The following is a 21,408-nucleotide window of genomic DNA, read 5'->3' as shown; positions in this document are numbered from 1 at the left end:
GACGATGCCATTGGTCGTCCGGTACTGACGGCCGGATCTAAATTTGTGTTTCGGTCTCACACCCCGGGTGTACGACTGGCGCCAACCCGTGGCGATCGGACGGGAATTTGCTCACGACGATCGGACGGTCGCCGCGGTCACTCGAGGTAGCCGAGGTCTGCGAGTCGACGTTCGACGCCCTCGTCCGCCGTCTCGACCGAGGCGTCGCGCTCGTATCGCGGATAGGAGTCGACGCCGGGAGAGTCGACACACGGGAGCGCCGATCCGTCCATTCGCTCGTCGGCCGGAACGTCGAACGTCGCGAGGACGGTCGGCGCGACGTCGAAGATGTGGGCGTCGCCGAGGCCGCCCGCGTGATCGATGTCCGCGCCACGGGCGGCGAACGTCCCCTGAAGCTTGTGGTTCCAGGGCTCCGATGGCGGACCGAACTGCTCGCCGTGAAGCGTCGCCGACAGGAAGTGTTCGAAGTCGGCGGGAACGGTCACGACGTCGACGGCGCGCTCGCTCTCCGGGCCGTGAAAGTACTCTTCGCGCGGGCGAACCTCCTCGAATATCGCCTCGCCGTCGGCGGTCGTGACCGACCTGAGCGCGTCGATGAGTTGCATTCGGACGGCTTCGTACTCCTCGGGTGGGACAACGCCCTCCGGATCCCGTCCCTCGAGGTTGATCCGGACGCCGAGTTCGATCCGGGATCGGACGTACGCCGACGACGCCGGGAAGTCGACCTGGTCCGCACCGGCGTTGACGAGACTCGCTGGCGCGCGGGATGCGACCGCGTCGGCGAGTCCAACCCAGCCGAGGACGGTTCCGATTCGCTGGCTGGTGAGGCCGAGCCCGGCGGCGGACGCCATCGCGCGTTCAGCGAGGCCGGGTTCGTACTCGTCGGCGTCCGCGCCGCGTTTGAGACTGTCGTCCCGGACCGTCGCCCACGTCGGCATCCCCTCGCCGCCGCGTCTGGTCTCGACGTGGCCCTCCTCGCGGAGGAACTCGTTGACGCGAAACTCCACGCCGTCGTACGGACCCATGCCGTGGTCACTGACGACGACGACGTTTGCAGGATCGGTAGCCTCGAGGGTCGCGCCGAGCTGTCGGTCGAGTTCGCGGTAGATCGCGCGGATCGCCGCTTCGTCGTCGGGTGCCTCGTGGAAGATGGAGTCGGTCGCCTGAAACTCGAGGAAGCCGAAGTCGGGATCGAACCGGTCGGCGAGGTAGCGAAAAGCCTCCCCGCGCATGCGCACGCAATCGCTGTAAGCCTCGCCGAGGTCGTCCGCGTTCTCGTCCGGATAGACGCGATACTCGCCGGTCGCCTCCCGGACGTCGGCGAGCAGACCGTCGGGGTGACAATCGGGGTTTTCCGGGGCGGTGTAGCCGGGGATCACCGCTCCGTCGAACGACCGCGGCGGGTGGGTGACCGGAACGTTGACGACGACGCTCGAGAGGCCGTGGCGATCGAGGTGTTCCCAGACCGTCCGCTCTCGGACGTCGGTCGCGTTGACGACGTCCCACTCGTAGCCGTCGAACTCGAGGAAGCCGAAGACGCCGTGTTTTCCGGGGTTCATGCCGGTGTATAACGACGGCCACGCCGAGGCCGTCCACGGCGGTATCTGGGACTCGAGTGACCCACTCGTCCCGTCGCGGTAGATCGATTCGAGCGTCGGGACCTCGTCGTCCTCGAACAGCGGCGCGAGCACCCGATCGCAGGCCGCGTCGATCCCGACGAGTAACGTCCGGAGGGAAGATCCGTCGTCCATTGTCGAATGCTCCGTTACATCTTCCCTTGGTTATGTACGTAGTTACTCTCGAACGACTCGAGTAGTCGCTATCGGCCTCTCGAGTGTCACAGGTAGTCGGGTTCGAATCGAGCTGGCGGGAGTAGTACTCGAGTCGCCGCCACGACCGCCGAGCCGTCGATAAATCCGCCCATACCGGCATCTCGACGGTTTTTTTTGATCACTTGATAGCGTTTTCCGCCCCATTTCTTTACAGGCACACGCGTTTTCCGCGTTCGGGGCGTTTTGCGGATATGAGCATCGTCGCCGAATTCACGCTCCCAGCGAGTGGCTTCGCTCTCGAGGAGTTTTTCGAGGAGTGTGCCGACGCGACGGTCGAGATCGAACGTCTCGCGACCCACAGCCGTGAGTGGGTCATGCCCTTCATGTGGATAACTGCCGACGACCTCGAGTCGGCGGAAACCGCACAGCGCGGAGACTTGTCCATCGAGAAGGTGCGGACACTCGATTTCGAAGCCGGCGTCGCCTACTTCACCGTCACGTGGGCGGAGGAGGTCCAGACGTTCGTCGACGAGATGGTAGACCAACACGGGATCATTCAGGAAGCTGAAGCGGTCGACGGAACGTGGTTTCTGAAGCTGAAGTTCGTCGACCAGTCGGCGCTCACGGAGTTCCAGTCGTACTTTCAGGGTCGGGGGTACTCGTTCGAGCTCCAGCGACTGTACGACACCACGGCGCCCAAAGAGCGTGAGTACGATCTGACGGCTCAACAACAAGAAGCGATGGTGGCCGCCCTCGAACTCGGCTACTTCGCCGTTCCCCGAGAGACCCAGATTTCCGAGCTGGCCGAAGAACTCGATATATCGACGAACGCGGTTTCACAACGGCTGCGTCGTGGGACTGCCAACCTCACGCGTAACACCCTCAGGACTTCGCCACGGAAGGTCGCCTCGAACGATGGATGACAGTCGGTGAACACCCGGGTATATAAATACACTCGAGTTCACCGCATCGCCCGTTTGCCGTTCGGGGACGTACGTATCGTAATGACAAAACCCCGCGAGCGAGGCTACTCCACCGACCGAATCCCACCCGACGCTGCGTTCGATCTTTTGAGACATTCACACCGGCGGACGATACTCGCGACGGTCGTCAGTGACGAACGGGCGCTCACGCTGAACGATCTCACGAAAATCATCGCAATGTGGGACCGTGACGAACCGATCACGGAGATTTCGGGGGACGAACTGGCCGCGATTTCAGCCGCGTTACATCACGCACACATCCCCAGGCTGGTCGACGTTGGCGTCGTCACCTACGACGAGAATCGGCACCTGATCGAACCGACGGACCGACTCGAGGAGGTCAAGCCGTACCTCGACGCGGTTCCGGACCACGATCACTGACCGGATTTACTTGACGCTGTCGTAGACCGACGCCGCCGTCCGCATTCCCCATGAGCCGTACTCGAGGCTGTAGTACGTCTCGAGGTCGGGGTTGAACTTGGACTTGTACCGGTTGATCCGGCGCGTGTCGGCGCCGACGAGGTCGTACGTCTCGAGTCCGGAGTCGATCCCGTCTTCCATGATCGCCCAGTCGAGCAGGTCGTTCGTCGGGACGTCGACATCGGCGTCGGTTCTGACGCCGCCCATCCACCGCCCCGTTCGCGGGCCGTACTCGAGGGTCAGAATGCCGCCGACGAACTCGTCGTCGACCCGTAGCGTGTACGGGCGGACGTGACCGTTCTCCGAGCGCTCGGCGAGATCCGTGACGAACTCGAGCGGGACGTCGAAACTGATCCCCTGTGACTCGTAGCGGCGTCTGACCTGGTCGTAGATGAGTCGAATCTCCTCGGTGTCGCCGACCTCGACCGTGTAGGCGTCGTCGTCGGTGTTCCGAACGTTGCTCCGGGCGTCGCTACTGAACGTCATCAGGAGGTCGTCTTTCGAACGGGTGAGATCGACCGCGTACGTATACTCCGGATTCGCGTCGTACCCTCGCCACGTGAACGGACGCACGTCGTCGAACCCCGTCGCCGTCCGGACGTGGCCGTAGTTCGGATTCAGGTGTTCGTCGATCCACTCGAAACAGCCGTCCATGAAGCGCTGTCGCCGCCGTTCGCGCTTGCGCCGTTTCGGTGACGCACACTCGAGCAACGCCGGGCCGAGATACGGGATGCGGAGATGGGGCGGTGGCGAAAACACCGTCGTCACGAATCGCTTTCTGATCTCGAAGATCGGAAAGACGCCGACCGGCTCCTGGCCTTTGAAGCCGATCAGCGGGTGCAACCTCGCGTCGGCGTGGTCTGCCTGCACCCGAAGCGCCTCGAGTTCGTGACAGATCGTCCCCTGAGGCGATCGTCGAACGTACTCGTTCCACTCCGCGAGGTCGTCCTCGGTCGCGCGTCGAACGTCGACGCTCATCGGTCCCTCCCGTCGGCGATTCGGCTCCGGTCGTTCCAGCCGTTCCAGCAGTCGAAGATATCGGTCGCTCGGCGTCTCATACTCGTGGGGTCGCGCTGTGTCCACTTTGTAAGCGTCCAGTTTCCACCGCCTCAAGACCGCCTTGAGCACCAGGTATGGACCGGGTCGCGGCGAACCCGAGCGGCCCTCGCTCGTCTTCCATTCAGTACATCGTACGCACCTCGATCGCCCGCCATCCGGTACATCGCACGCCCCTCGCTCGCTTACCGTCCGGCCACAGCATTCCGAACTGCTTTCAGGCTCGCCCGAATCGACGTTTCACCGACGTGTGGCCGAATTTTCGCGATCGTCCCGATCTCAAACCGGTCAGCTGGGTTATGCGACGAGTAACTATGCCCGGATCGCTCGAGTAACCGATACCGACCGAATAGATGAAAGACCGCTCGACACCACAGTTCCAATCGTTCACCGCCGTCAGACAGGGTAGTAAACAGCTCGCCGCACGCCTACCGACCGATCTGGTCGGCGTCGCCGGATTCGTCGCCGTCGCGGCCGTCCTCCTCGGGGTCGTCGACACCGGGTCGGCGTTTCTTCGGATCGCGGTCGGGTTCCCGCTCTTGCTTTTCGTCCCGGGTTACGCGACCGTCGCCGCGCTGTTTCCTCGTGCGGCGACGGTCGAACGCGAGGCGGACTCGAGTCCGTTGGTCGATCGGCTGGAGGTTACGGACGGAGAGCGCGTGGCGCTCGCGTTCGGGCTGAGTCTCGCGGTGCTCCCGTTGCTCGGGCTGGTGATCGCCGCGCTGTCCTGGAGCTACTCGACGCCGATCGTCGTCGGTGTGGTCTGCGTGTACACACTCTCTGCGATCTGGATCGCGGCGATCCGACGGCTTCGTGTTCCGGCCGAACGACGGTATCGGTTCGATCTCACACACAAAGCGAGCGCGCTTCACGCGGCCGTTTTCGGGACGAAATCCACGGTGCACACCGCGATCAACATCGTGCTCGTCGTCGCCATGCTGGTCGCGCTGACGTCCGTCGGCTATGCGCTGGTCTCCCCACAGGATGGCGAGCGCTACACGAGCCTCGAGGTGCTCTCGGAGAACGACGACGGCGAACTGGTCGCCGATCCACCCTCGGAGGTCGACTCCGGCGAGGAGCTCTCGTTCGTGATCGGTATCGAAAACCGAGAGGGTGAGGAGATGGAGTATACGGTGATCGTTCAAGAGCAGTGGGTCTCGGACGGCGAGGTTATCGATCGACACGAACGGGACCGGATCGACGCACAGGTGAGCAACGGCGGAACCGCCTACGGAGACCGAGAGATCACGACGGAGGCGACAGGCGGCGACGTCAGAATCGCCGTGTTACTGTACGAAGCCGACGACGTTCCGGAGACGCCGACCACCGACAACGCCTACCGATACGGCTACTTCTGGACCGAAGTCGTCGACGACGTCTGATAATCCTCGACCACGTCTGGCAATCGTCGAGCACGCCCGATTGTTCTTCTCGTCGTCGCAACTCGATCGGTGATCTGCCACGAGACGAGTTCCATCCGGATCACGACTCGAGCGTGCGAAACGACGGCCGATCGCAGTTCCGGGATGTGATACGGTTTACTGTCAATCAGTTCCGGCGCACCCGCGACCCGGGCGGCTGTTACGACGGTGGACTCGCTGCACTCCTCCACCGAGACTCGTCTCACACGGTTCGACTCACCGCCGGGACATCGGGACAGTAATCTGTATGAGGGTGTGAACCCATTCGAGAGTGTCGGAATCGACCACACTCGGGTCGAGTGGTCGAAACGGGCGACTCGAGGACTGTACGCACGGATCCGCCGGTCGGTATTAGGATGCTTCCCGTCGACAACTGGCGTATAACAAGGGCGGCTATCGGACAACGGACGGATAGCCTCGAATGTCCTCACACGCTGCGGCTTCCGACGAACCGATTCGCAAACTGCTCCTCGCGAGTGGATTCTTCGCCGTCGCACTCGGCGCGTTCGTCGCGCACACGTCGCCGGCGACCGGATACGAACTCTCGATCTACGCGAGTACGCCCACCGCGGTCTGGTTCGGGCTGGCGGCGGCGATGATCGTCTCGCTCGCCGTCGCGTTCGCCCCCTCACCCGGGGATGGCTCGAGAACCCGTTCGATCGCACTCGTCCTCGGCGGCCTCGTGATGGCCGTCTTCGCTGGATTACCGATCGTCCGGGGGTATCACTTCTACGGACACCACGACGCGATGACCCATCTCGGATGGGCGCGAGGAATCGCGGCCGGATCGATCTCGCCGTTCGACCTCCTCTATCCCGGGATCCACACCGTATCGGTGTTCGTCAACTCGGTCGTGGGCATTCCGATCACCAGGGCACTGTTGCTGGTCGGCTTGTTCTCGACGATCGCGTTCGCGGTCTTCGTCCCGTTGAGCGTCGGCGCGATCGTTCCCGACTCGCTTGCGGTGGCGATCGCCACCTTCGGTGCGTTCTTGCTCTTGCCGGTGACGACGATCTCGACGTTCATGCACCCACACGCGATGACGCAGACGATCCTGCTGTTCGCGATGTTCGTCTTCGTCCTCCTGAAGTACGTGACCGCGGACGAGCGGCGGTCGGCGGGGGTCCCAGCGCTCGCCGCAGTCATCGCGCTCGCCGCCGTCGTCTACCACCCACAGTACGTCGCGCACATGCTCGTCGTCATGATCGGGATCTGCGTCGTTCAGTTTCTCTTTCCGCGGATTCCATTGGCCTCGCGGACGGCAACCGTCCGCCAGATTTCCGGCCATCAGCGCCTCTACGGACTGACGCTGTTCGTTCTCGCCGTCTTCTTGCTTTGGTCTGCGAATCACGGCTTCTTCTCCGGGTTCGCCGGACGGGCGATCACCTCCGCGCTCGAGTACATCCTCACGGGTTCCGGCGAGGCCGGCACGTCGATCGTCGCGCAAGGAGGCTCACTCCTGTCGATCGGCGGGAGTCTGACGGAGGTCTTTCTCAAGCTCTTTTTCGCCCATCTGGTCGTGACTGTACTGGCCGCGGCGATCATCGGTACTACTTTCCTCGCCGGCCGGCCGGCACGCTTTCCGGACGTTCCGGCGACGACGATCTATCTGGCGACCGGGTTGGCGGGGCTTTCAGCCCTGTTCGTCGTCTACTTCGTGAGCGTCACGAGCGAGATGTACTTCCGGGTGTTCGGGTTGATGATGGTGTTCGCCGTAATCCTCGCGTCGATCGCGTTCCACGAAACCGTTCGGTCGCTCTCCGCTCGTCTCTCGCCGACCACGGTTCGGACGGTCGCCGTCGGGATCTTTGCTATTCTGTTGATCACCTCGCTTGCCGCCGTCTACGCGTCACCCTACACGTACGGTCAGACCCACCACGTCTCAGAGGCGCAGATGCACGGGTTCGAGACGTCGTTCGAGAACGCGGGCGATGAAGTCGAGCTAGCAGGGTTCAGGGGGTCGCCGAATCGCTTCGCCGACGCCATCTTCGCCGCCGAGACGCGAACGAACGCGCACGCGAGCGTTTCCCCGGAGACGTTCGAACAGGGGCCCGGAGAGTACTACGGCATCGAACGTCATCTGGTCGTCTCACAGGTCGACCAGGAACGCGAGTTGATCTCCTACCAAGGACTGCTCTACTCCGAGTCCGACTTCGAGTCACTCGACGAGCGTCGCGACCTCGACCGCGTTCACGCCAACGGCGAGGTCACCACCTACCGCGTGAATCCCGACGCCTAACGCGGTCGCTGCGGTCCGGAACTCGAGGCAAATTGTCGATCCAACACTCGTTCAATGATGCCTGCTTCGGAGTCGTTCAGCGACGTCCGCTTCAGAGTCGTTCCGTAACAGCCGCTCGAGAGCCGTTTCACAACAGCCGCCGATTGTTCGATTCGCAAATTATGCCCGGAAGCGGCTCTTTACACCGATTTCTGGGTGTATTCCCGATCGCGCGAACCCGCTCGTTTCGTGGACAACTCAGCGAGCATCCGGTTGGGAATCGCGCGTATCCGTCCATCGTCCCGATCGGTGTTGTACGGGTTGACGAACGCGCCTCGAGACGGATCGCTCGCGAGGAAGACGTATGCGTTGGCCATCGGAACGACGTGGCCCGGATTCACGCGATCGGCGGGTGTCGCCCGTTTTTGGTAGGCGACGAGTTCGTGCCAGTCGGTGAACCCGGACGCCGAGGAGGCGCCGATCACGGCGGCCCGATCCGAGTGGACCGACTGTGAATCCGGTCCCGTACTGTCCGTTCCCGCTTCCATCGACGTCGAGAACAGCACCCACAGGTCGTCGCCGACCCGGAGCGTCTCCGCGTAGTAGACCGAACTCGAGACCTCGTGGACCGTCTCCGGTCGCGGGTCGTCGCCGAGACGGTCGCGCGCCAGCTTTCGGATCGGCTTTCGTTCGCTGTAGACGCTGTCGACGCCCCAGAGGACGGCCGACGGCGTGAACGCGAGTTCGACCGCCCGCCAAGTCTGATCGCCGCCACCGACGGGCTCGAGACGACCGTCCCGGAGGCGCCCGATTCGACACTCGGGATCCGCGTCGCCCGTCGTCACCCACACATCGCCCGTGTAGGGATCTTCCTGTACCGCGTGGACGTGACGGACGTCCTCTAAGGCCGCGACCGTCGACCACGTTCGACCGTCCTCGGAGGACAGAACTCGAGGCGTCGTCTCGCCGTCGAGAGGATACTCGCCGAGGTAGATCGTTCCGTCGCTCGAACAAACGGCGCTCGGGAGGACGCCCATTGGCGCCGACGACGCTGGGAGCGTTCGGACGATCTCCCAGGATCGCCCGTCGTCAGTCGATCGATACAGCCACCGGTCGGCGCTCGCGAGTAAGAACTCGTCGTCGATCGACCAGACGTTGACCGTCGGAAACCGGCCGGTAACGGCGGTAACGAACGATCGAAACGGGGGCGTCGTCTTCAATCGGAATCCCGAACCTCCGCCCGGTGGGACGGGCAATCGACCGATTTTCGTCACGCCGTCTGTGCTATCGAGGTATATCGAGCGCCCGACCGTCGCGAGGAGTCGGCCGTCGTGGATCGTCTGGAGTTTCATGAGTGAAATCGAACCGTCGGCTCGTCTCTTCCGCAGAGGGAGAACGGGTTTTGTAACCCGGTCTCTGAATCTCTACTGGGATGGAGAGTCAGTTTCGGCTGACGTCTAGACCGATCATTGTAATCTATCTCCTGAATACGATTTTCCGATAGATAATTTAACCTGACGTACAGGAAATCGGTATCTGAGAACCGGACGATCGATTCGACGGCCGAGAATCGGCAGACGGCGACGATACGACCGATATTCAATTTTTCGTGAGATTCTATCTTTCTATTGAATAAGGAAAAATAACCTGTCTATATTGGCACGAAATCATTACATTCTGGAATTATTGAACGCGTTTTAACAGAAAGTTTATACCGGTATGCTTGAATTACCCGAAAGCATGGCACGCGATCAACCGGTACGAGATGACGACAAGCCTGTCGTTACAGATGCCGAGCAGACCGATCGAAACGACGATTCGACCATACTACGCAGACGATCCTATCTGAAGTGGGCGGGGACGGCCGCCGGCGCGGCACTCGCCACGAGCGCATCGGCCGCCGCCTCGAGCGGAGCGGACGTGGCGGGCGCCGCCGAGGTTGCGAACCTGAGTCGAATGTCCGAGCGCGAGCTCTCGATCTCCGAGGGCGAGGACCTCTCGAGGTACGTTGCGAACGCGAGTGGCGGCGAACTGCTGATCGTTCCCGAGGGAACGTACGAGTGGAATCGGACGCTGTCGTTCTCCCGGCGTAACTGGGGGATCGTCGGAGACGGCGACGTGACGATCATGGTCCCCGGAAGACGAGGACACGGGACGAAAAACGACTACGTCCTCAACACCTCCGGCGACAACGTCTTCGTCGCGAACTTGACGTTCGACTCGGACGGCCGGCCGGCGACCGGATTTCGCTGTATCGTCAACCAGCGTGCGGAGTTTCGAGACATTACGGTCGCGAGCGACGGCCCGCGCACGTGGAACCAGTCCCAGACGAACATGTTCAACGTCGGCGCCGAATCGTCGAGCGGCGAGGTGCTGTTCGACGGGCTCGTCGCTTACAACAACGGGAACATCTCGCAGTACAACGGCGGCCAGTCCCGAATCGGGATCTGGAGTTCCCGTTCGGGCAAGCTGACGGTCAGAAACTCCGTGATTTCCGGGTTTCCCAACAACGGCATCTACACGCGAATGCCCGGGGCGATGGAGATCAACAACTGCGTGTTCGCAAACAACAACGTCGGCAGCATCCGTCTCGGCGGGAGCAACGAGGTCGTCGAGAACTGTACGTTCTACCTCGATCTCTCGCGTGACGATACGATTTCCTCGAGGCGCGGAAACGCCAACGCAGGCGCGATTACCGCCGACAATCGCGGACGCGCTTCGAACGGCGGCTACGTTCGCAACTGCTCGTTTGTCGTTCGAGACATCAGAAATTCGAGCGGAGCCATCCGGTTCCTCGACAACAACTGGATCGAAGTCGAGGACTGTCAGTTCCTGCTCGACCAACGCGGCGTCCCCGGCGTCGGCTGGAACAACCGGGGATCGGTTCACCTCCGGAATCTCACGTTCGACACCGAGAACGGATCCGGCGCGACCGTGGCGTCATCGGGCGGAAACTACCGGACCGTCGAGAACGTCCGTGCCAGTTCGGATCTCTCCGACGGCGCGATCACCACTAACTCCGGAGATCACAGCTTCGACTGGGAGAAGGCCCACGACTACCCGAACCCGGAGTTCGAAGACCGCGAGGAGGACGATTCGGGAAACGGGAACGAGGAGCCTGAGCTCGGAAACACGCTCGTCATCGACGGCGAGGGAAGTTCCGAGCGATCCGACTACCAGTTCGTCGTCGACGGCGACGTCGACCACAGCGAGTACCACTCCGAGTACGGCACCGGCGGCGAGATCGACGGCGGCTCCGTTACCGGCTTCGTCCGCGGCGGAATCGACGGTTTCCGCTTCGACGGTGAACTCGTCGATCTCCGGGTCGAGGACGGGCCGAGCGTCCGCGTCAACGGCATCGAAGTCGACCCCGACGACATCGGGGACGAGGAGGACGATTCGGGAAATGAAGACGACGGTCTCGAGCGCGCACTCGAGATCGACGGCGACGGAAGCGCAGACCGTACGGAGTACCAGTTCGAGGTCAGCGACGAGATCGAGCGTAGCGAGGAACTCTCGACGTACGGAGCGGGTGGCGAGATCGACGACGGCACCGTCTCCGGCTTCGTCCGCGGCGGAATCGACGGTTTCCGCTTCGACGGCGAACTCGTTGCCCTCGAGATCGATGGCGACGCGATCGTTCGTCTCGACGGTGAGGAGATCGATTCCTCGGAGTTCGGCGACGATGACGACGAAGACGAGCGTGAACTGTCGAACGTGCTCGTCATCGACGGCGACGGGAGTTCCGAGCGCGCGGATTACCAGTTCACCGTCGACGGCGAGGTCGACCACAGCGAGTACCACTCCGAATACGGTACTGGCGGTGAGATCGACGGCGGCTCCGTCGCCGGATTCGTCCGCGGCGGGATCGACGGGTTCCGGTTTTCCGGCCGGTTGACGTCGCTCGAGGTCGAGGACGGACCGATCGTCCGCGTCAACGGTACCGAGGTCGACCCCGACCAGCTGTTCGGCTAGACGTCCCCAGCCCGGAGGCGACACGCTGTCCGCAGACGGCGTTGGTCCGTCTGTAGATGGCGTCGATCTGCCCGCAGATGGCGTCGGTCCGCCCTCAGACGGCGGCGTCCGAGGAGGAACCGGCTCCGCGACCCTCGAGCGCCGGCACCTCTCGGCTGTAGATCTCGAGTAGCTCCTCGGTGATCTCCTCCCAGGAGTAGCGTTCCTCGATCCGGCGTCGGTTCTGTCGCCCCATCGATTCGACTCGCTCCGGGGAGGCGATCAGCGTCTCGAGTGCGTCGTGGAGGTCGTCGACGTCGCCCGGCTCGACCAAGATTCCGTTTTCGTCGCCGACGACTTCGGGAATGCTCCCGACGGTCGTCGAGACGATCGCGTTCCCGCCGGCCATCCCCTCGAGCATCGCGATCGGTAATCCCTCCGCGTACGTCGGGAGGACGTAGATCGAGCCCTCGCTCAACAGCTCTCGCTTTCTCGCTTCGGAGACGTAGCCGTGGTAGGTGACGTTCTCGTGGCTCTCTGCGAGCGCCTCGACGGACGACGAGAGCGGCCCCTTTCCGGCGAAGTGTAACTCGTACGACCGATCCGTGCTCGAGGCGAGGCGGTCGGCGGCCGCGACGAGTTCCGCGACGCCCTTGCGGTCGATCATGTTGGAGACGAACACCAGCCGCGGGACCGATCCGCCGAACTCGGGGTCGTACAGCGAGGGTTCGACCGCGTTCGGGAGGACGTGAATCGACGCCTCGTCGGTTCGGGTCGCGACGACCTCCCGCCAGTACGGCGAGAGCACGACCACCCGATCGCTCGCGTCGAAGACGATCGACTGGTACCGCGCGAGGAGTCTCGAGTCGGTCGCGACGAACTCGTCGAATGACGAGCCGTGGACGTGGACGACGACGGGTCGGTTCCAGACGGACGCCGCGAACAGCACGTAAAACGACGATCGGTAGAACGAAAACCGATGGGAGGTGTGGACGTGGACGATATCCGGCCGCCGACGGAACGGAAACAGGACCGCCGCCCAGAGGCCGAGCAACACGGAGTAGACGAACCAGCCCGCACCGCTTCCCGCCGGCGGCATGTTCATGTCGTAACTCGAGACCGACACCCGCTCGCGGAGCCGCCGGTGTTGTTCCTCGACGTACTGGTGGACGCCCCCGCCGCCGTAGGTCCCGACGATGAGGACCCGTGTAGAGTCCGCTGACATAGCCGTTTCGACGCACGCCGTCGTGATTGTTATGCGACGACTGCCCCGTGTTCGGCGTCGACTGTGCCGATTTTGTGACCGGTTGTGTCGATACCGACCGAGATTGCCCCGCTACAATCGCGTTCGAACCGACGGTAGGGCGTTACTGAGACGCCGTCTTCCGTTCAGTCGAGCCCGAGCGCGACCGCCCGTCTATGTCGGACATTTCGGCGAGTAACTGTTCGGTCGCCGCCTCGACTGCGGCCTCACTCGAGCGTTCGGGCACCCAGCCGAGTGCGGCGAGTTTCTCGATCGAGAGACGCATCTTCGGGACGTCACCCGTCCAGCCACGCTCGCCGCCGGTGTACTCGTACGCCGGCTCGAGTCCCATCGTCTCGCTGACGACGTCGGCGATCCGCGTGACGGACGTCGTCGTCCGCGTGCCGAGGTTGAACGTCGCCACCGGGCTGTCGGCCGCGGCGAGGACGTGACAGATCGCGTCGACGCAGTCGTCGACGTGGAGGTAGGACTTCTCCTGGCGGCCGTCGCCGAGGATGCGAAGCGAGTCGGGGTCCTCGCGGAGTTTGTCGATGAAGTCGGGGATGACCGCACCCCGGAGCCGGGGACCGACCACGTTCGCGAACCGGACGATACGCGCGGTCAGATCGTAGGAGTTCGCATACACCGACAGTAGGGCTTCGTCGGAGAGCTTGCTCGCCCCGTAGGCGCTGATCGGCTCGAGGGGGGCGTAATCTTCCGGCGTCGGTCGCGGCGCCTCACCGTAGACCGTCGAAGAGGACGTAAAGAGGATCTCGGGAACGCCGACCGCGCGCATTCGCTCTGTGACGTTGTGGGTCATCGCCGCGTTCGACTCGAACTGCTCGCGCGGCCGATCGGTGTCGACGGACTTGCTCGCCGCGAGGTGACAGACGAGGTCGACGTCGGACGTAATCGCCTCGGCGACGTCGTCGCGGTCTGTTAGGTCCGCCCGGACGAACGTCGCGTCGTCGGGAACCCACTCCCGGCGACCGTTCGAGAGGTCGTCCGCGACGACGACCGAGGCGCGTTCGGCGAGTCGTTCGGCGAGGTGTGAGCCGACGAAGCCGGCGCCGCCGGTCACGACGATCCGCTTCTCGGAGAGGGACTCTGATCCGTTCATTCTCCGTTGACGATCCGCGTGTGAGCGCCGACGAGCGCGCCGTTGAACTGGAGCCCGTCGAGGGCGGTGTCCCGGTCGATGATCGACGATCGAACCTCGCAGTCCCGGATCGTCGCGTTCGGGAAGACGATCGAGTTCGAGAGGTGTGCGTCGGTCACCTCCGCGCCGTCCATCACGTGAACGTTCTCCCCGAGCGTGGTCCGCTCGACCGAGGCGGTCTCGGCGACGTGGACGTCCCCTTCCAGATCCCAGGCCACCGCATCGAGGTAGCTCTCCGGCGTGCCGATGTCGAACCAGGCCTCCTCGAACGGAAACGCCGTGATCGACTCGCGCGCTAAGAGCCACTGGACGAACCAGCCCGGCTCGTCGGGGTTGTTCCCGTCCTCTAGGTACGTCGAGAGTAACGGGAGCGACTCGGCGGGAAAGCCGTAGCAGGCGATCGAGACGAGCGAACTCGTCGGGTTGGCGGGCTTTTCCGCGAAATCGACGACTTCGCCGTCTTTCACGTCGACGACGCCGTAGGAACTCGCTCGCTCGAGGGAGCCGACGTCGTAGGTGGCGATCGTCGGGCCCGAGCCATCCTGGAAGGCGTCGACGAACTCCGAGACGGCGAAGCTCAACAGGTTGTCGCCGGCGATCACGACGGTATCCTCGTCGATCCCCTCACGCTCGACGAGCTGGGCCAGCGCGCCGACGACGCCGAGTTTCTCGGTTTCGGCCGTCGTCTCCTCGACGGTGAGCGTCGGCTTCTCGTATCGACTCGTCGAGAGGTGTTCGCGAAAGTGATCGGCGAAGCGTCGGTTCGTGCTCACGAACACCTCGGAGATGCGGTCGTCCGCCTCGAGTTCGGTGAAGATTCGATCGATGACCGTCGAATCGCCGACCGGGAGGAACATCTTCGGTCTGTGTCTCGTGATCGGCCACAGCCGGGTCGCGTAGCCGCCAGCGAGGACGATTGCTTTCATATCCCTGTTCGAATCCCCCCCACGTTCAGCCATTGTTATGAATCTGGTAACGAATCGTATCCGCCGACTGTCGCGAACGGATCGCGTCCGCGTCGGACCGGGACGCTGGCTCGTGGCGCCCTGTGTCAACTCGGGTCCGGAAGGTAGCGCCGAACCAGCGGAATCGTGACGTCGAGTCGCTGCTCGAGAAGCGAGATCGGAATCCGGTCTTCGGGCTGGAGACAGCCGGTCGTCGAGACGACCGCGACCGAACAGAGTCCGACGACGACGAGAAAGAGCGGGAGCGTGAGGATGGACAGCGAGATCCACCCGCTGAGGGCGAACGCGATCGGAAACAGCACAACTGGAAGGACGACGAACGTCCGTGCGGACCACCGGGAGAAGGGGGTGATGCCGTATTTCAGTTTGAGCACGGCGTAGACGGTCAGGTTGAGCGTGACGAACGAGAGCATCGAGGTTACGGCGGCGCCCATGTAGCCGTACCGGGGGATAAGGACCAGATTGAGAGCGATGTTGAGTCCGAAGGCGACCCCGTTTGCGGCCATAATCGCGGCGGTAAACCCGAGCGCGGAGAGCGTTTCGCGATTTCGGCCGAACATCGCACTCGTAAAGAAGCCGACGGCGAGGATCGCGAGCGCGAGTCCGCCCTCCCGGTAGTCCTCGCCGAAGACGATGCTGAGGACGTCTCCGGGGAAGACGACGAACGTGAGAAACAGCGGGAACGTGATGATGAACACCCACTTCGTCGTCAGTTCGTACACCGATTCGACCTCGGCGCGTTCGTCGTCGGCGTCGAGACGGGAGGCCAGCGGGAGGTACATGAATCCAAACGAGGAGAGGACGAGCAACATCCCGCTCGCGAGGGGGAACGCGGCACCGTAGAGACCGACCTCGTGGGAAGAACGGAAGAAGCCGAGCATCAGCGTGTCGGTCCGTGTGAGCATGTTCGAGAGCACCGTCGCGAACACCAGCGGCGCCGAGAATATCAGCAGTTCCCGAACGTGCAGACGGTACTCGCCGACGATCGAGACGAGCCGGTTCAAGAGCACGACCGCCACCAGACAGGAGACCGCCGCCCCGACCAAGTACGCCATTGCCGCGGCGTGGATGCCGAAGCCGGCGAGTAGAAACCCCACCAGGAAGAGCAACCGGGCCGTCGGATAGAGCAAGTCCCGCGTGTACGTCCGATACAGCGTGTTCTCGCGTCCACGGATTCCTGCGACCGCAAGCTCGAGGCCGACGGTAAAGGGGATACAGAGCACGAACAGGAAGACGAGTCGCTGGGAGTCCGGTCGATCGAAGAGGAGATCCGAGACGAGTCCCGTTTCGAACAGCAATACGATCGTCAACAGGACGGTCGCGACGGTCGCGATGAGCACGCCCGTGATCCACGCGCCGCGTTCGTTCGCGTCGTCGTCGTACCGCGACATGAACCGCGGAACGCCGTCTCTCACGCCAACCAACCCGAGCGTCGTCACGAACGTCAGTATCGCGAGTCCGATGCTCACCTCGCCGTAGGCGTCGGTCGTCAGCAACCTGGCGACGACGACGCGCTCGATCAGCTGCGACGCTGAGTAAAACACCTGTCCGGCGCCGATGAGCACCGCACTCGAGAGGAGTTTCGAGACGTCGCCTTCGTCCACCATCAGAGATAACCGAGATTCTCGAGTCGGTCGACGACGTCCCCGTCCTCGGACGGCTCGTCTCCCACACCGCGACCGCCGTCGCGTTCTCCGCCGTACGTGCCGTCGTCCTCGAGGGAGCCGTACTCCTCGAAGACCGGATCGTCGACGAGGAGGCCGGAGGGAACGCGTCCGCCCATCCGTTCCGGAACGGGCTGGCCGAGCACCGTCATCGCGATCGGCGCGACGTCCGGAAGCGAGAGCGAGTCGAGTTCGGCCCCGGCGGCGGCATCGAAACCGGGGCCTGCACCGAGGAAGACGCCCGTTCGCTTGTGATTGTGTTTGTCGATCGGAACGAACGCGGAGCCGAGCAGGCTCGTCGCTACGAGGTGGTTCATCTCCGCCGGCATGAACAACACGTCACAGGATTCCTCGGCGTACGGGCCGTCGTAAACCGCCTCCCGTGGCTCGACCCACTCGAACGCCGGCTCGCCGTCGGGCGTCCGGAGCCCCTCGAGGATCCGGACGATCTCGTTGCGGACATGCTCGTACTCCTCGGGGGGGACGACGCCCTCCTCGTCCCGACCCTCGAGGTTGATCCTGACGCCGAGTTCCGGGCCACTCCGACAGTAGGCCATCGATTGGCGCCAGTCGACGTTTTCGCCGAGTGCGGCCTGGGTTCCCTTCGGCAGGAGTCGTTCGACGACCGCGTCGGCGCCGACGCGCTGGACCAGTCGGTAGGCGTCGCCTGCCGACATCCCAACGGCCCGGAGGGCGGATTCTGCCGTCGAGACCATCCGCACTGGAACGCTTTCTCCAGCCCCGTCGCTTCCGGCGTCTCCGCCACCCGTCTCGTCGCCGCCGAGTTCGCCCTTGCTCTCGCCGAGCGTCGGCGTTCGTCCGTCCGAACAGGTTTCGACGAACCCCTCACGGCGGAGCACCTCGTTGACGTAGATGTTGTAGCCGTCGGTCCGACCGATGCCGTGATCCGAACAGACGATCACGTTCGTGTCGTCCGGAACTGTCTCGAGGACCGTTCCCACGAACTCGTCGGCGGCCTCGTAGGCGCGACGAAACGCATCCTCCTCGTCGAAGGTGTGGAAGACGGTGTCGGTCTTTTGGACCTGGAGGAACGCGAACTCCCAGTCGGTGAGTTCGAGGAGCGCTCGAGCGGCGCGTCGGCGGTGGTCGATCAGCGAGACCAGGTCGTCGACCGACGGTTCGCCGTCGGCCTCGTTCTCGCCGTAGATCCGGTAGGGTTCGCCGAGTTCGTCCGCGAGGTCGTCTCTGATCCCGGCAGGCGATCCCTCGACGGATTCCGGGGCGAGGTAGCCGGGAATGAGCGATCCCCGAATCGAGTCGGCGGGGTGTGTAACCGGCACGTTGAGAACGGCCGCGGGAACGTCTCGAGCGGTGAGGTAGTTCCAGATCGCCGGTGCTCGAACGTTCTCTCGAGAGATCACCGTCGCGTCGTCCGGGTACGTCTCGCGGAAGTCGAAAAAGGAGTAGACGCCGTGGTGTGACGGGTCGACGCCGGTGTAGACGGAGGGCCACGCGCTTCCGGTCCAGGGCGGAAACGTCGACTCGAGTTCGGTTTCGACCCCCTCCTCACGGATCGACTGCATGTGCGGGGTGTCGAACCGATCGAGGTAGTCGAACGACAGTGCGTCGAGTCCGATGACAACGGTGGGGGCAGTATCCGTATCCATTGAACAGTCACCTGAAACCGACAGTCCTACCGGTGTCTCCCCGATGACGGCCATTGTTATCCCCCGCTTACCCGTTTCGCCGACGGCGATTGCGGTCGAACGGAGAACTCCTCGTTCGGGAGATGCGCGAGCGACCTGCGCATACGAAATGCCGTACCGATATCCCAGTACGACCACAGGAGAGGTTGCAGTTGCACCGAAAATGACGGAGCGTAGATTGTCTTAGTCGGCGTATCCCAGCTGACGAAGCCGGTCCTCGACGACCCCGTCGGCGATCCGGTCGTCGGCCGACTCTACAGCACCGCTGACGACGTCTCGCCGCGGCCCGTTCTCGGAGACGAGCCAGGGGACCTCGACCAGTTCGTCGGTGTAGATCCCGGGCGGGTGCCCCCACTCACGGATCGGAAGCGGAAAGCCGCGCTCGCCGATCATGTTTCCGTGATCGGAGGTGACGACGGTTCGACCCTCGAGGTCCTCGAGAAGCGACCGAACGACCGGGAGGACGATCTCCAAGTTCTCCCGGTAGGCCGCCCACACCTCGTCGGATGACGCCTCGAGGTCGCCGGTTCGAAGCGCGTTCCAGACGTCCGGCGCGTTCTCGTCGTTCCCGAACGCCGTCGTGTTCAGGTCGTCCGCGCCGACGAAGGGGTAGTGTGGCTGGAGGAAGTGACCGATGATCCGCTTTCTGGGATACGTCTCGACTGCTTCACGAACGTATTCTGCCATCGTCTCCGGCATCACGGTTCCGTGTGTCTCGTCCCATCCCGCCTCGTACCAGACGTTGATCACGTCGTGAAACTCGACGTCGATCTCGTCGTCCCACCGATACAGCTGGGGGCTCGCGGTGACGTAGACCGTGTCGGTCGCCGTCCTGCCGTCGAAGTTCGCTCGGAGAAACTCGGTCGTATGAGAGGACCGCGACCGCCGGCGCTCGAGTCGGCCGGGAAGGGAGTGTTGCTCTTCGAACATATCGAAACGGCAGGCGTCGAGAACGAGCGCAGTGTCCCAGTCTTCGGCCAGGAGATCCACCCCGTCGGTGTTGTACTCCCGTCGGTACAGTCGTCGATGGTAGAGGCGGTTGAGTTCCCGGGCGAAAAAGGAGGGATCGGAGAGCCCACGCCGAACGCCGCGTCTGAGTTGTGCGGGCGAGTACATCGAACGGTACTCGTGTCGCCTGATCCATTGTTAATACCTGGATAGACCAACGCACGTCGATCGTACGCGGTCGGCATCGGTCGCTACCGAGCGATCGGAGAGCATACAGCGTGAGACGCTTACATGTAGCCGAGATCCTTGAGTTGCGCCTCGACGCTCGAGTCGATCTCGTTCGTCCGCGATTCGTCACCGGTCCGGTCGCCGTCGCCCTCATCGGCAGTCGCCTCGGCGTCGTCCGCTCCGAACCGTCGAGTCCGATCGGAGAGTGCGTCGCCGTAGGCCTCGAGTCGATCCGGATCGGGTCTCGACTGTCTGACGTCGGTCGATCGGTCGTAGAGGTGTTCCTCGCCGGCGTCGTTCCGGACGTACTTGTACTCGCGGTCGGCTACGACGCGCCAGCGGGCGATCTCCTCGGGCGTCGACCGACCGGCGTGTGGGACGAAGTCCTCGGCGATCGCCGTCTCGCGGGTGTACGTTCCCGCCGACGGGTTGCCGTCGCAGACCACGTCGTACAGCGAGACGAGTTCGAACGGCTCGTCGACCGTCTCGCCCGCCTGCTGTCCCGGTCGTTTGATCCACAGCGGCACGTTGAGGTTGATGTCCCGGAGGTAGTGAGGCGGGTGCTCGTCGCGCGGGTAGTCCCCCAGGGTCTTGCCGTGGTCGGCACAGACGATCACGAGCGTGTCGTCGAACAGCCCCTCGGTCTGGAGCAGTCCGAACAGTTCCTCGACCTTCGAATCCTGGTAGCGCGCGCTCGCGTCGTAGTACTCCATCACCCGCTCTCGCGTCTCCGGATCGAGATTCGCCTTCCCCATCACGTACGCGAGCAGTTTCGTGTTGAGTATCCGTGGTTCGATCGGGTTCGGCGTCTCGAGTCCGAGATCCGCAAACGCCTGCTTCGGCGGGAAGTAGGGGCTGTGTGCCTCCATCAGGTTGAGGAACGTAAACGTCGGTTCGTCCTCGTCAGCGCGTCGGGTGAGCCAGCGTTTCGCTCGATCGACGAGACTATCGGTGAAGAATCGCCGTTTCAACAGGAACGCCGGCTGTCGGGCCGCCTTCCCGAGCGCCGAGTGAAACCGCGAGTGACGCTCGTCGCGTCGCGTGTGGATCCCGTCGTCGGTCGACGACGAAATCTCGAGGTCCCACTCGACGAACTCCTCGAAGCCGCGGTTGAGTCCCGACAGCTGGCCGACCCACGGGTTGTTCGAGAAGCCGGCGGTTCGATAGCCGCCCGCTGTGAGCTCCTCGGCGAGCGTCGACTGCGAGGGCTCGAGTCGGCTCATCCCGTCGGAAAAGCCGTTAGTCACCCCGTGTTCGGACGGAAACGATCCCGTGAACATCGACGCGTGAGAGGGGAGCGTCCACGGCGCGGGCGTAAACGCGTTCTCGTAGGTCGTCGCGTACGTCGCAAGCGTCGAGAGCGCGGGGGTCGTCTCCCGGTCGTGGTCGTACGTCGAAACGCGATCCATGCGAAGCGAATCCAGTACTAGAAACAGGACGTCCGGACTGTTCGACATACCTGTACCTTCGAGAATACTGACTTTGTTACCGCCCGGCTACCCACGTCGGCCCGCGGTGCCGTCCCCGTCCGCTCGAGGACGTCAGCAGGTTTCCCGCCACCTACCGAATCAACCGTCCGTCGAAATAGTCGCCTGCCAACCTCTGGCTTGGCGAATCAGTTTTTAACTGAACCAGCCACCTGCTGAATCAGTTGGTTGCCGAACCAACCGCCTATCGAACGTCGATCGGCCGGTTCGAGCGATCTGATGA

The 21,408-nt window shown here is 63.4% G+C and carries 15 protein-coding genes; 5 read left to right on the top strand and 10 right to left on the bottom strand.

Annotation, left to right across the window (positions count from 1 at the left end; translation table 11 throughout):
- Positions 1–137 precede the first annotated feature (137 nt).
- A complete protein-coding gene (locus AB7C87_RS10555; RefSeq protein WP_369729409.1) occupies positions 138–1,751 on the bottom strand; it encodes an alkaline phosphatase family protein in 1,614 nt (537 codons plus the stop codon).
- A 272-nt stretch (positions 1,752–2,023) separates the two neighbouring features.
- On the opposite strand from AB7C87_RS10555, the gene AB7C87_RS10550 reads away from it, so the two are divergent.
- Positions 2,024–2,695 (top strand): helix-turn-helix domain-containing protein, encoded by a 672-nt coding sequence (locus AB7C87_RS10550; RefSeq protein WP_369729408.1) that lies wholly within the window; start codon positions 2,024–2,026, stop codon positions 2,693–2,695.
- Positions 2,696–2,776: 81 nt separating this feature from the next.
- Complete coding sequence (locus tag AB7C87_RS10545; protein ID WP_369729407.1) at positions 2,777–3,136, top strand: DUF7344 domain-containing protein; 360 nt, start codon at positions 2,777–2,779, stop codon at positions 3,134–3,136.
- Between the two features lie 6 nt (positions 3,137–3,142).
- Here the strand turns inward: AB7C87_RS10545 and AB7C87_RS10540 are convergent, their stop codons facing one another.
- Entirely contained in the window at positions 3,143–4,153 is a 1,011-nt protein-coding gene (locus AB7C87_RS10540; protein WP_369729406.1) for a lipid II:glycine glycyltransferase FemX, read from the bottom strand.
- A gap of 431 nt (positions 4,154–4,584) precedes the next feature.
- On the opposite strand from AB7C87_RS10540, the gene AB7C87_RS10535 reads away from it, so the two are divergent.
- Complete coding sequence (locus AB7C87_RS10535) at positions 4,585–5,613, top strand: DUF8471 domain-containing protein (RefSeq protein ID WP_369729405.1); 1,029 nt, start codon at positions 4,585–4,587, stop codon at positions 5,611–5,613.
- A 460-nt stretch (positions 5,614–6,073) separates the two neighbouring features.
- Positions 6,074–7,891 carry an MFS transporter gene (locus AB7C87_RS10530; RefSeq protein WP_369729404.1) on the top strand — a complete coding sequence of 606 codons (1,818 nt, stop codon included), beginning with the start codon at positions 6,074–6,076 and terminating at the stop codon, positions 7,889–7,891.
- A 179-nt stretch (positions 7,892–8,070) separates the two neighbouring features.
- Here the strand turns inward: AB7C87_RS10530 and AB7C87_RS10525 are convergent, their stop codons facing one another.
- Positions 8,071–9,222: a beta propeller repeat protein gene (locus AB7C87_RS10525; protein ID WP_369729403.1), complete on the bottom strand. Its 1,152-nt coding sequence runs from the start codon at positions 9,220–9,222 to the stop codon at positions 8,071–8,073.
- 388 nt (positions 9,223–9,610) lie between these two features.
- Here AB7C87_RS10525 and AB7C87_RS10520 point away from each other — a divergent pair, with 388 nt between their 5' ends.
- Positions 9,611–11,845, top strand: coding sequence for a right-handed parallel beta-helix repeat-containing protein (locus AB7C87_RS10520; protein ID WP_369729402.1), 2,235 nt, complete (start codon positions 9,611–9,613; stop codon positions 11,843–11,845).
- A gap of 94 nt (positions 11,846–11,939) precedes the next feature.
- Here AB7C87_RS10520 and AB7C87_RS10515 read toward each other — a convergent pair whose 3' ends face one another.
- From AB7C87_RS10515 to AB7C87_RS10485, 7 genes are all read right to left on the bottom strand, one after another.
- Positions 11,940–13,049, bottom strand: a complete 1,110-nt coding sequence (locus AB7C87_RS10515; protein WP_369729401.1) for a glycosyltransferase family 4 protein — start codon at positions 13,047–13,049, stop codon at positions 11,940–11,942.
- Positions 13,050–13,191: 142 nt separating this feature from the next.
- Complete coding sequence (locus AB7C87_RS10510) at positions 13,192–14,187, bottom strand: NAD-dependent epimerase/dehydratase family protein (RefSeq protein WP_369729400.1); 996 nt, start codon at positions 14,185–14,187, stop codon at positions 13,192–13,194.
- On the bottom strand, positions 14,184–15,152 hold the full coding sequence (locus tag AB7C87_RS10505; RefSeq protein ID WP_369729399.1) for a nucleotidyltransferase family protein: 969 nt from the start codon (positions 15,150–15,152) through the stop codon (positions 14,184–14,186). The genes AB7C87_RS10510 and AB7C87_RS10505 overlap by 4 nt, the downstream gene beginning before the upstream one ends.
- Before the next feature lie 125 nt (positions 15,153–15,277).
- A complete protein-coding gene (locus AB7C87_RS10500) occupies positions 15,278–16,798 on the bottom strand; it encodes a flippase (protein WP_369729398.1) in 1,521 nt (506 codons plus the stop codon).
- Positions 16,798–18,483 (bottom strand): alkaline phosphatase family protein, encoded by a 1,686-nt coding sequence (locus tag AB7C87_RS10495; protein ID WP_369729397.1) that lies wholly within the window; start codon positions 18,481–18,483, stop codon positions 16,798–16,800. The genes AB7C87_RS10500 and AB7C87_RS10495 overlap by 1 nt, the downstream gene beginning before the upstream one ends.
- 222 nt (positions 18,484–18,705) lie before the next feature.
- Positions 18,706–19,638 carry a hypothetical protein gene (locus tag AB7C87_RS10490; protein ID WP_369729396.1) on the bottom strand — a complete coding sequence of 311 codons (933 nt, stop codon included), beginning with the start codon at positions 19,636–19,638 and terminating at the stop codon, positions 18,706–18,708.
- 119 nt (positions 19,639–19,757) lie between these two features.
- Entirely contained in the window at positions 19,758–21,155 is a 1,398-nt protein-coding gene (locus AB7C87_RS10485; RefSeq protein WP_369729395.1) for a sulfatase, read from the bottom strand.
- Between the last annotated feature and the right edge of the window lie 253 nt (positions 21,156–21,408).

The organism is Natrarchaeobius versutus, assembly GCF_041205745.1.
Classification (GTDB): domain Archaea; phylum Halobacteriota; class Halobacteria; order Halobacteriales; family Natrialbaceae; genus Natrarchaeobius; species Natrarchaeobius versutus.
Note: the sequence above shows the minus strand (reverse complement) of the source record. Positions and strands in the feature narration are given on the sequence as shown.

What these genes read in the sequence shown, in the direction of transcription:
- AB7C87_RS10555 (WP_369729409.1), bottom strand. Translation starts at nt 1,751, where the DNA reads ATGGACGACGGATCTTCCCTCCGGACGTTACTCGTCGGGATCGACGCG.
- AB7C87_RS10510 (WP_369729400.1), bottom strand. Translation starts at nt 14,187, where the DNA reads ATGAACGGATCAGAGTCCCTCTCCGAGAAGCGGATCGTCGTGACCGGC.
- AB7C87_RS10505 (WP_369729399.1), bottom strand. Translation starts at nt 15,152, where the DNA reads ATGAAAGCAATCGTCCTCGCTGGCGGCTACGCGACCCGGCTGTGGCCG.
- AB7C87_RS10540 (WP_369729406.1), bottom strand. Translation starts at nt 4,153, where the DNA reads ATGAGCGTCGACGTTCGACGCGCGACCGAGGACGACCTCGCGGAGTGG.
- AB7C87_RS10550 (WP_369729408.1), top strand. Translation starts at nt 2,024, where the DNA reads ATGAGCATCGTCGCCGAATTCACGCTCCCAGCGAGTGGCTTCGCTCTC.
- AB7C87_RS10535 (WP_369729405.1), top strand. Translation starts at nt 4,585, where the DNA reads ATGAAAGACCGCTCGACACCACAGTTCCAATCGTTCACCGCCGTCAGA.
- AB7C87_RS10530 (WP_369729404.1), top strand. Translation starts at nt 6,074, where the DNA reads ATGTCCTCACACGCTGCGGCTTCCGACGAACCGATTCGCAAACTGCTC.
- AB7C87_RS10525 (WP_369729403.1), bottom strand. Translation starts at nt 9,222, where the DNA reads ATGAAACTCCAGACGATCCACGACGGCCGACTCCTCGCGACGGTCGGG.
- AB7C87_RS10490 (WP_369729396.1), bottom strand. Translation starts at nt 19,638, where the DNA reads ATGTACTCGCCCGCACAACTCAGACGCGGCGTTCGGCGTGGGCTCTCC.
- AB7C87_RS10485 (WP_369729395.1), bottom strand. Translation starts at nt 21,155, where the DNA reads ATGTCGAACAGTCCGGACGTCCTGTTTCTAGTACTGGATTCGCTTCGC.
- AB7C87_RS10515 (WP_369729401.1), bottom strand. Translation starts at nt 13,049, where the DNA reads ATGTCAGCGGACTCTACACGGGTCCTCATCGTCGGGACCTACGGCGGC.
- AB7C87_RS10500 (WP_369729398.1), bottom strand. Translation starts at nt 16,798, where the DNA reads ATGGTGGACGAAGGCGACGTCTCGAAACTCCTCTCGAGTGCGGTGCTC.
- AB7C87_RS10545 (WP_369729407.1), top strand. Translation starts at nt 2,777, where the DNA reads ATGACAAAACCCCGCGAGCGAGGCTACTCCACCGACCGAATCCCACCC.
- AB7C87_RS10520 (WP_369729402.1), top strand. Translation starts at nt 9,611, where the DNA reads ATGGCACGCGATCAACCGGTACGAGATGACGACAAGCCTGTCGTTACA.
- AB7C87_RS10495 (WP_369729397.1), bottom strand. Translation starts at nt 18,483, where the DNA reads ATGGATACGGATACTGCCCCCACCGTTGTCATCGGACTCGACGCACTG.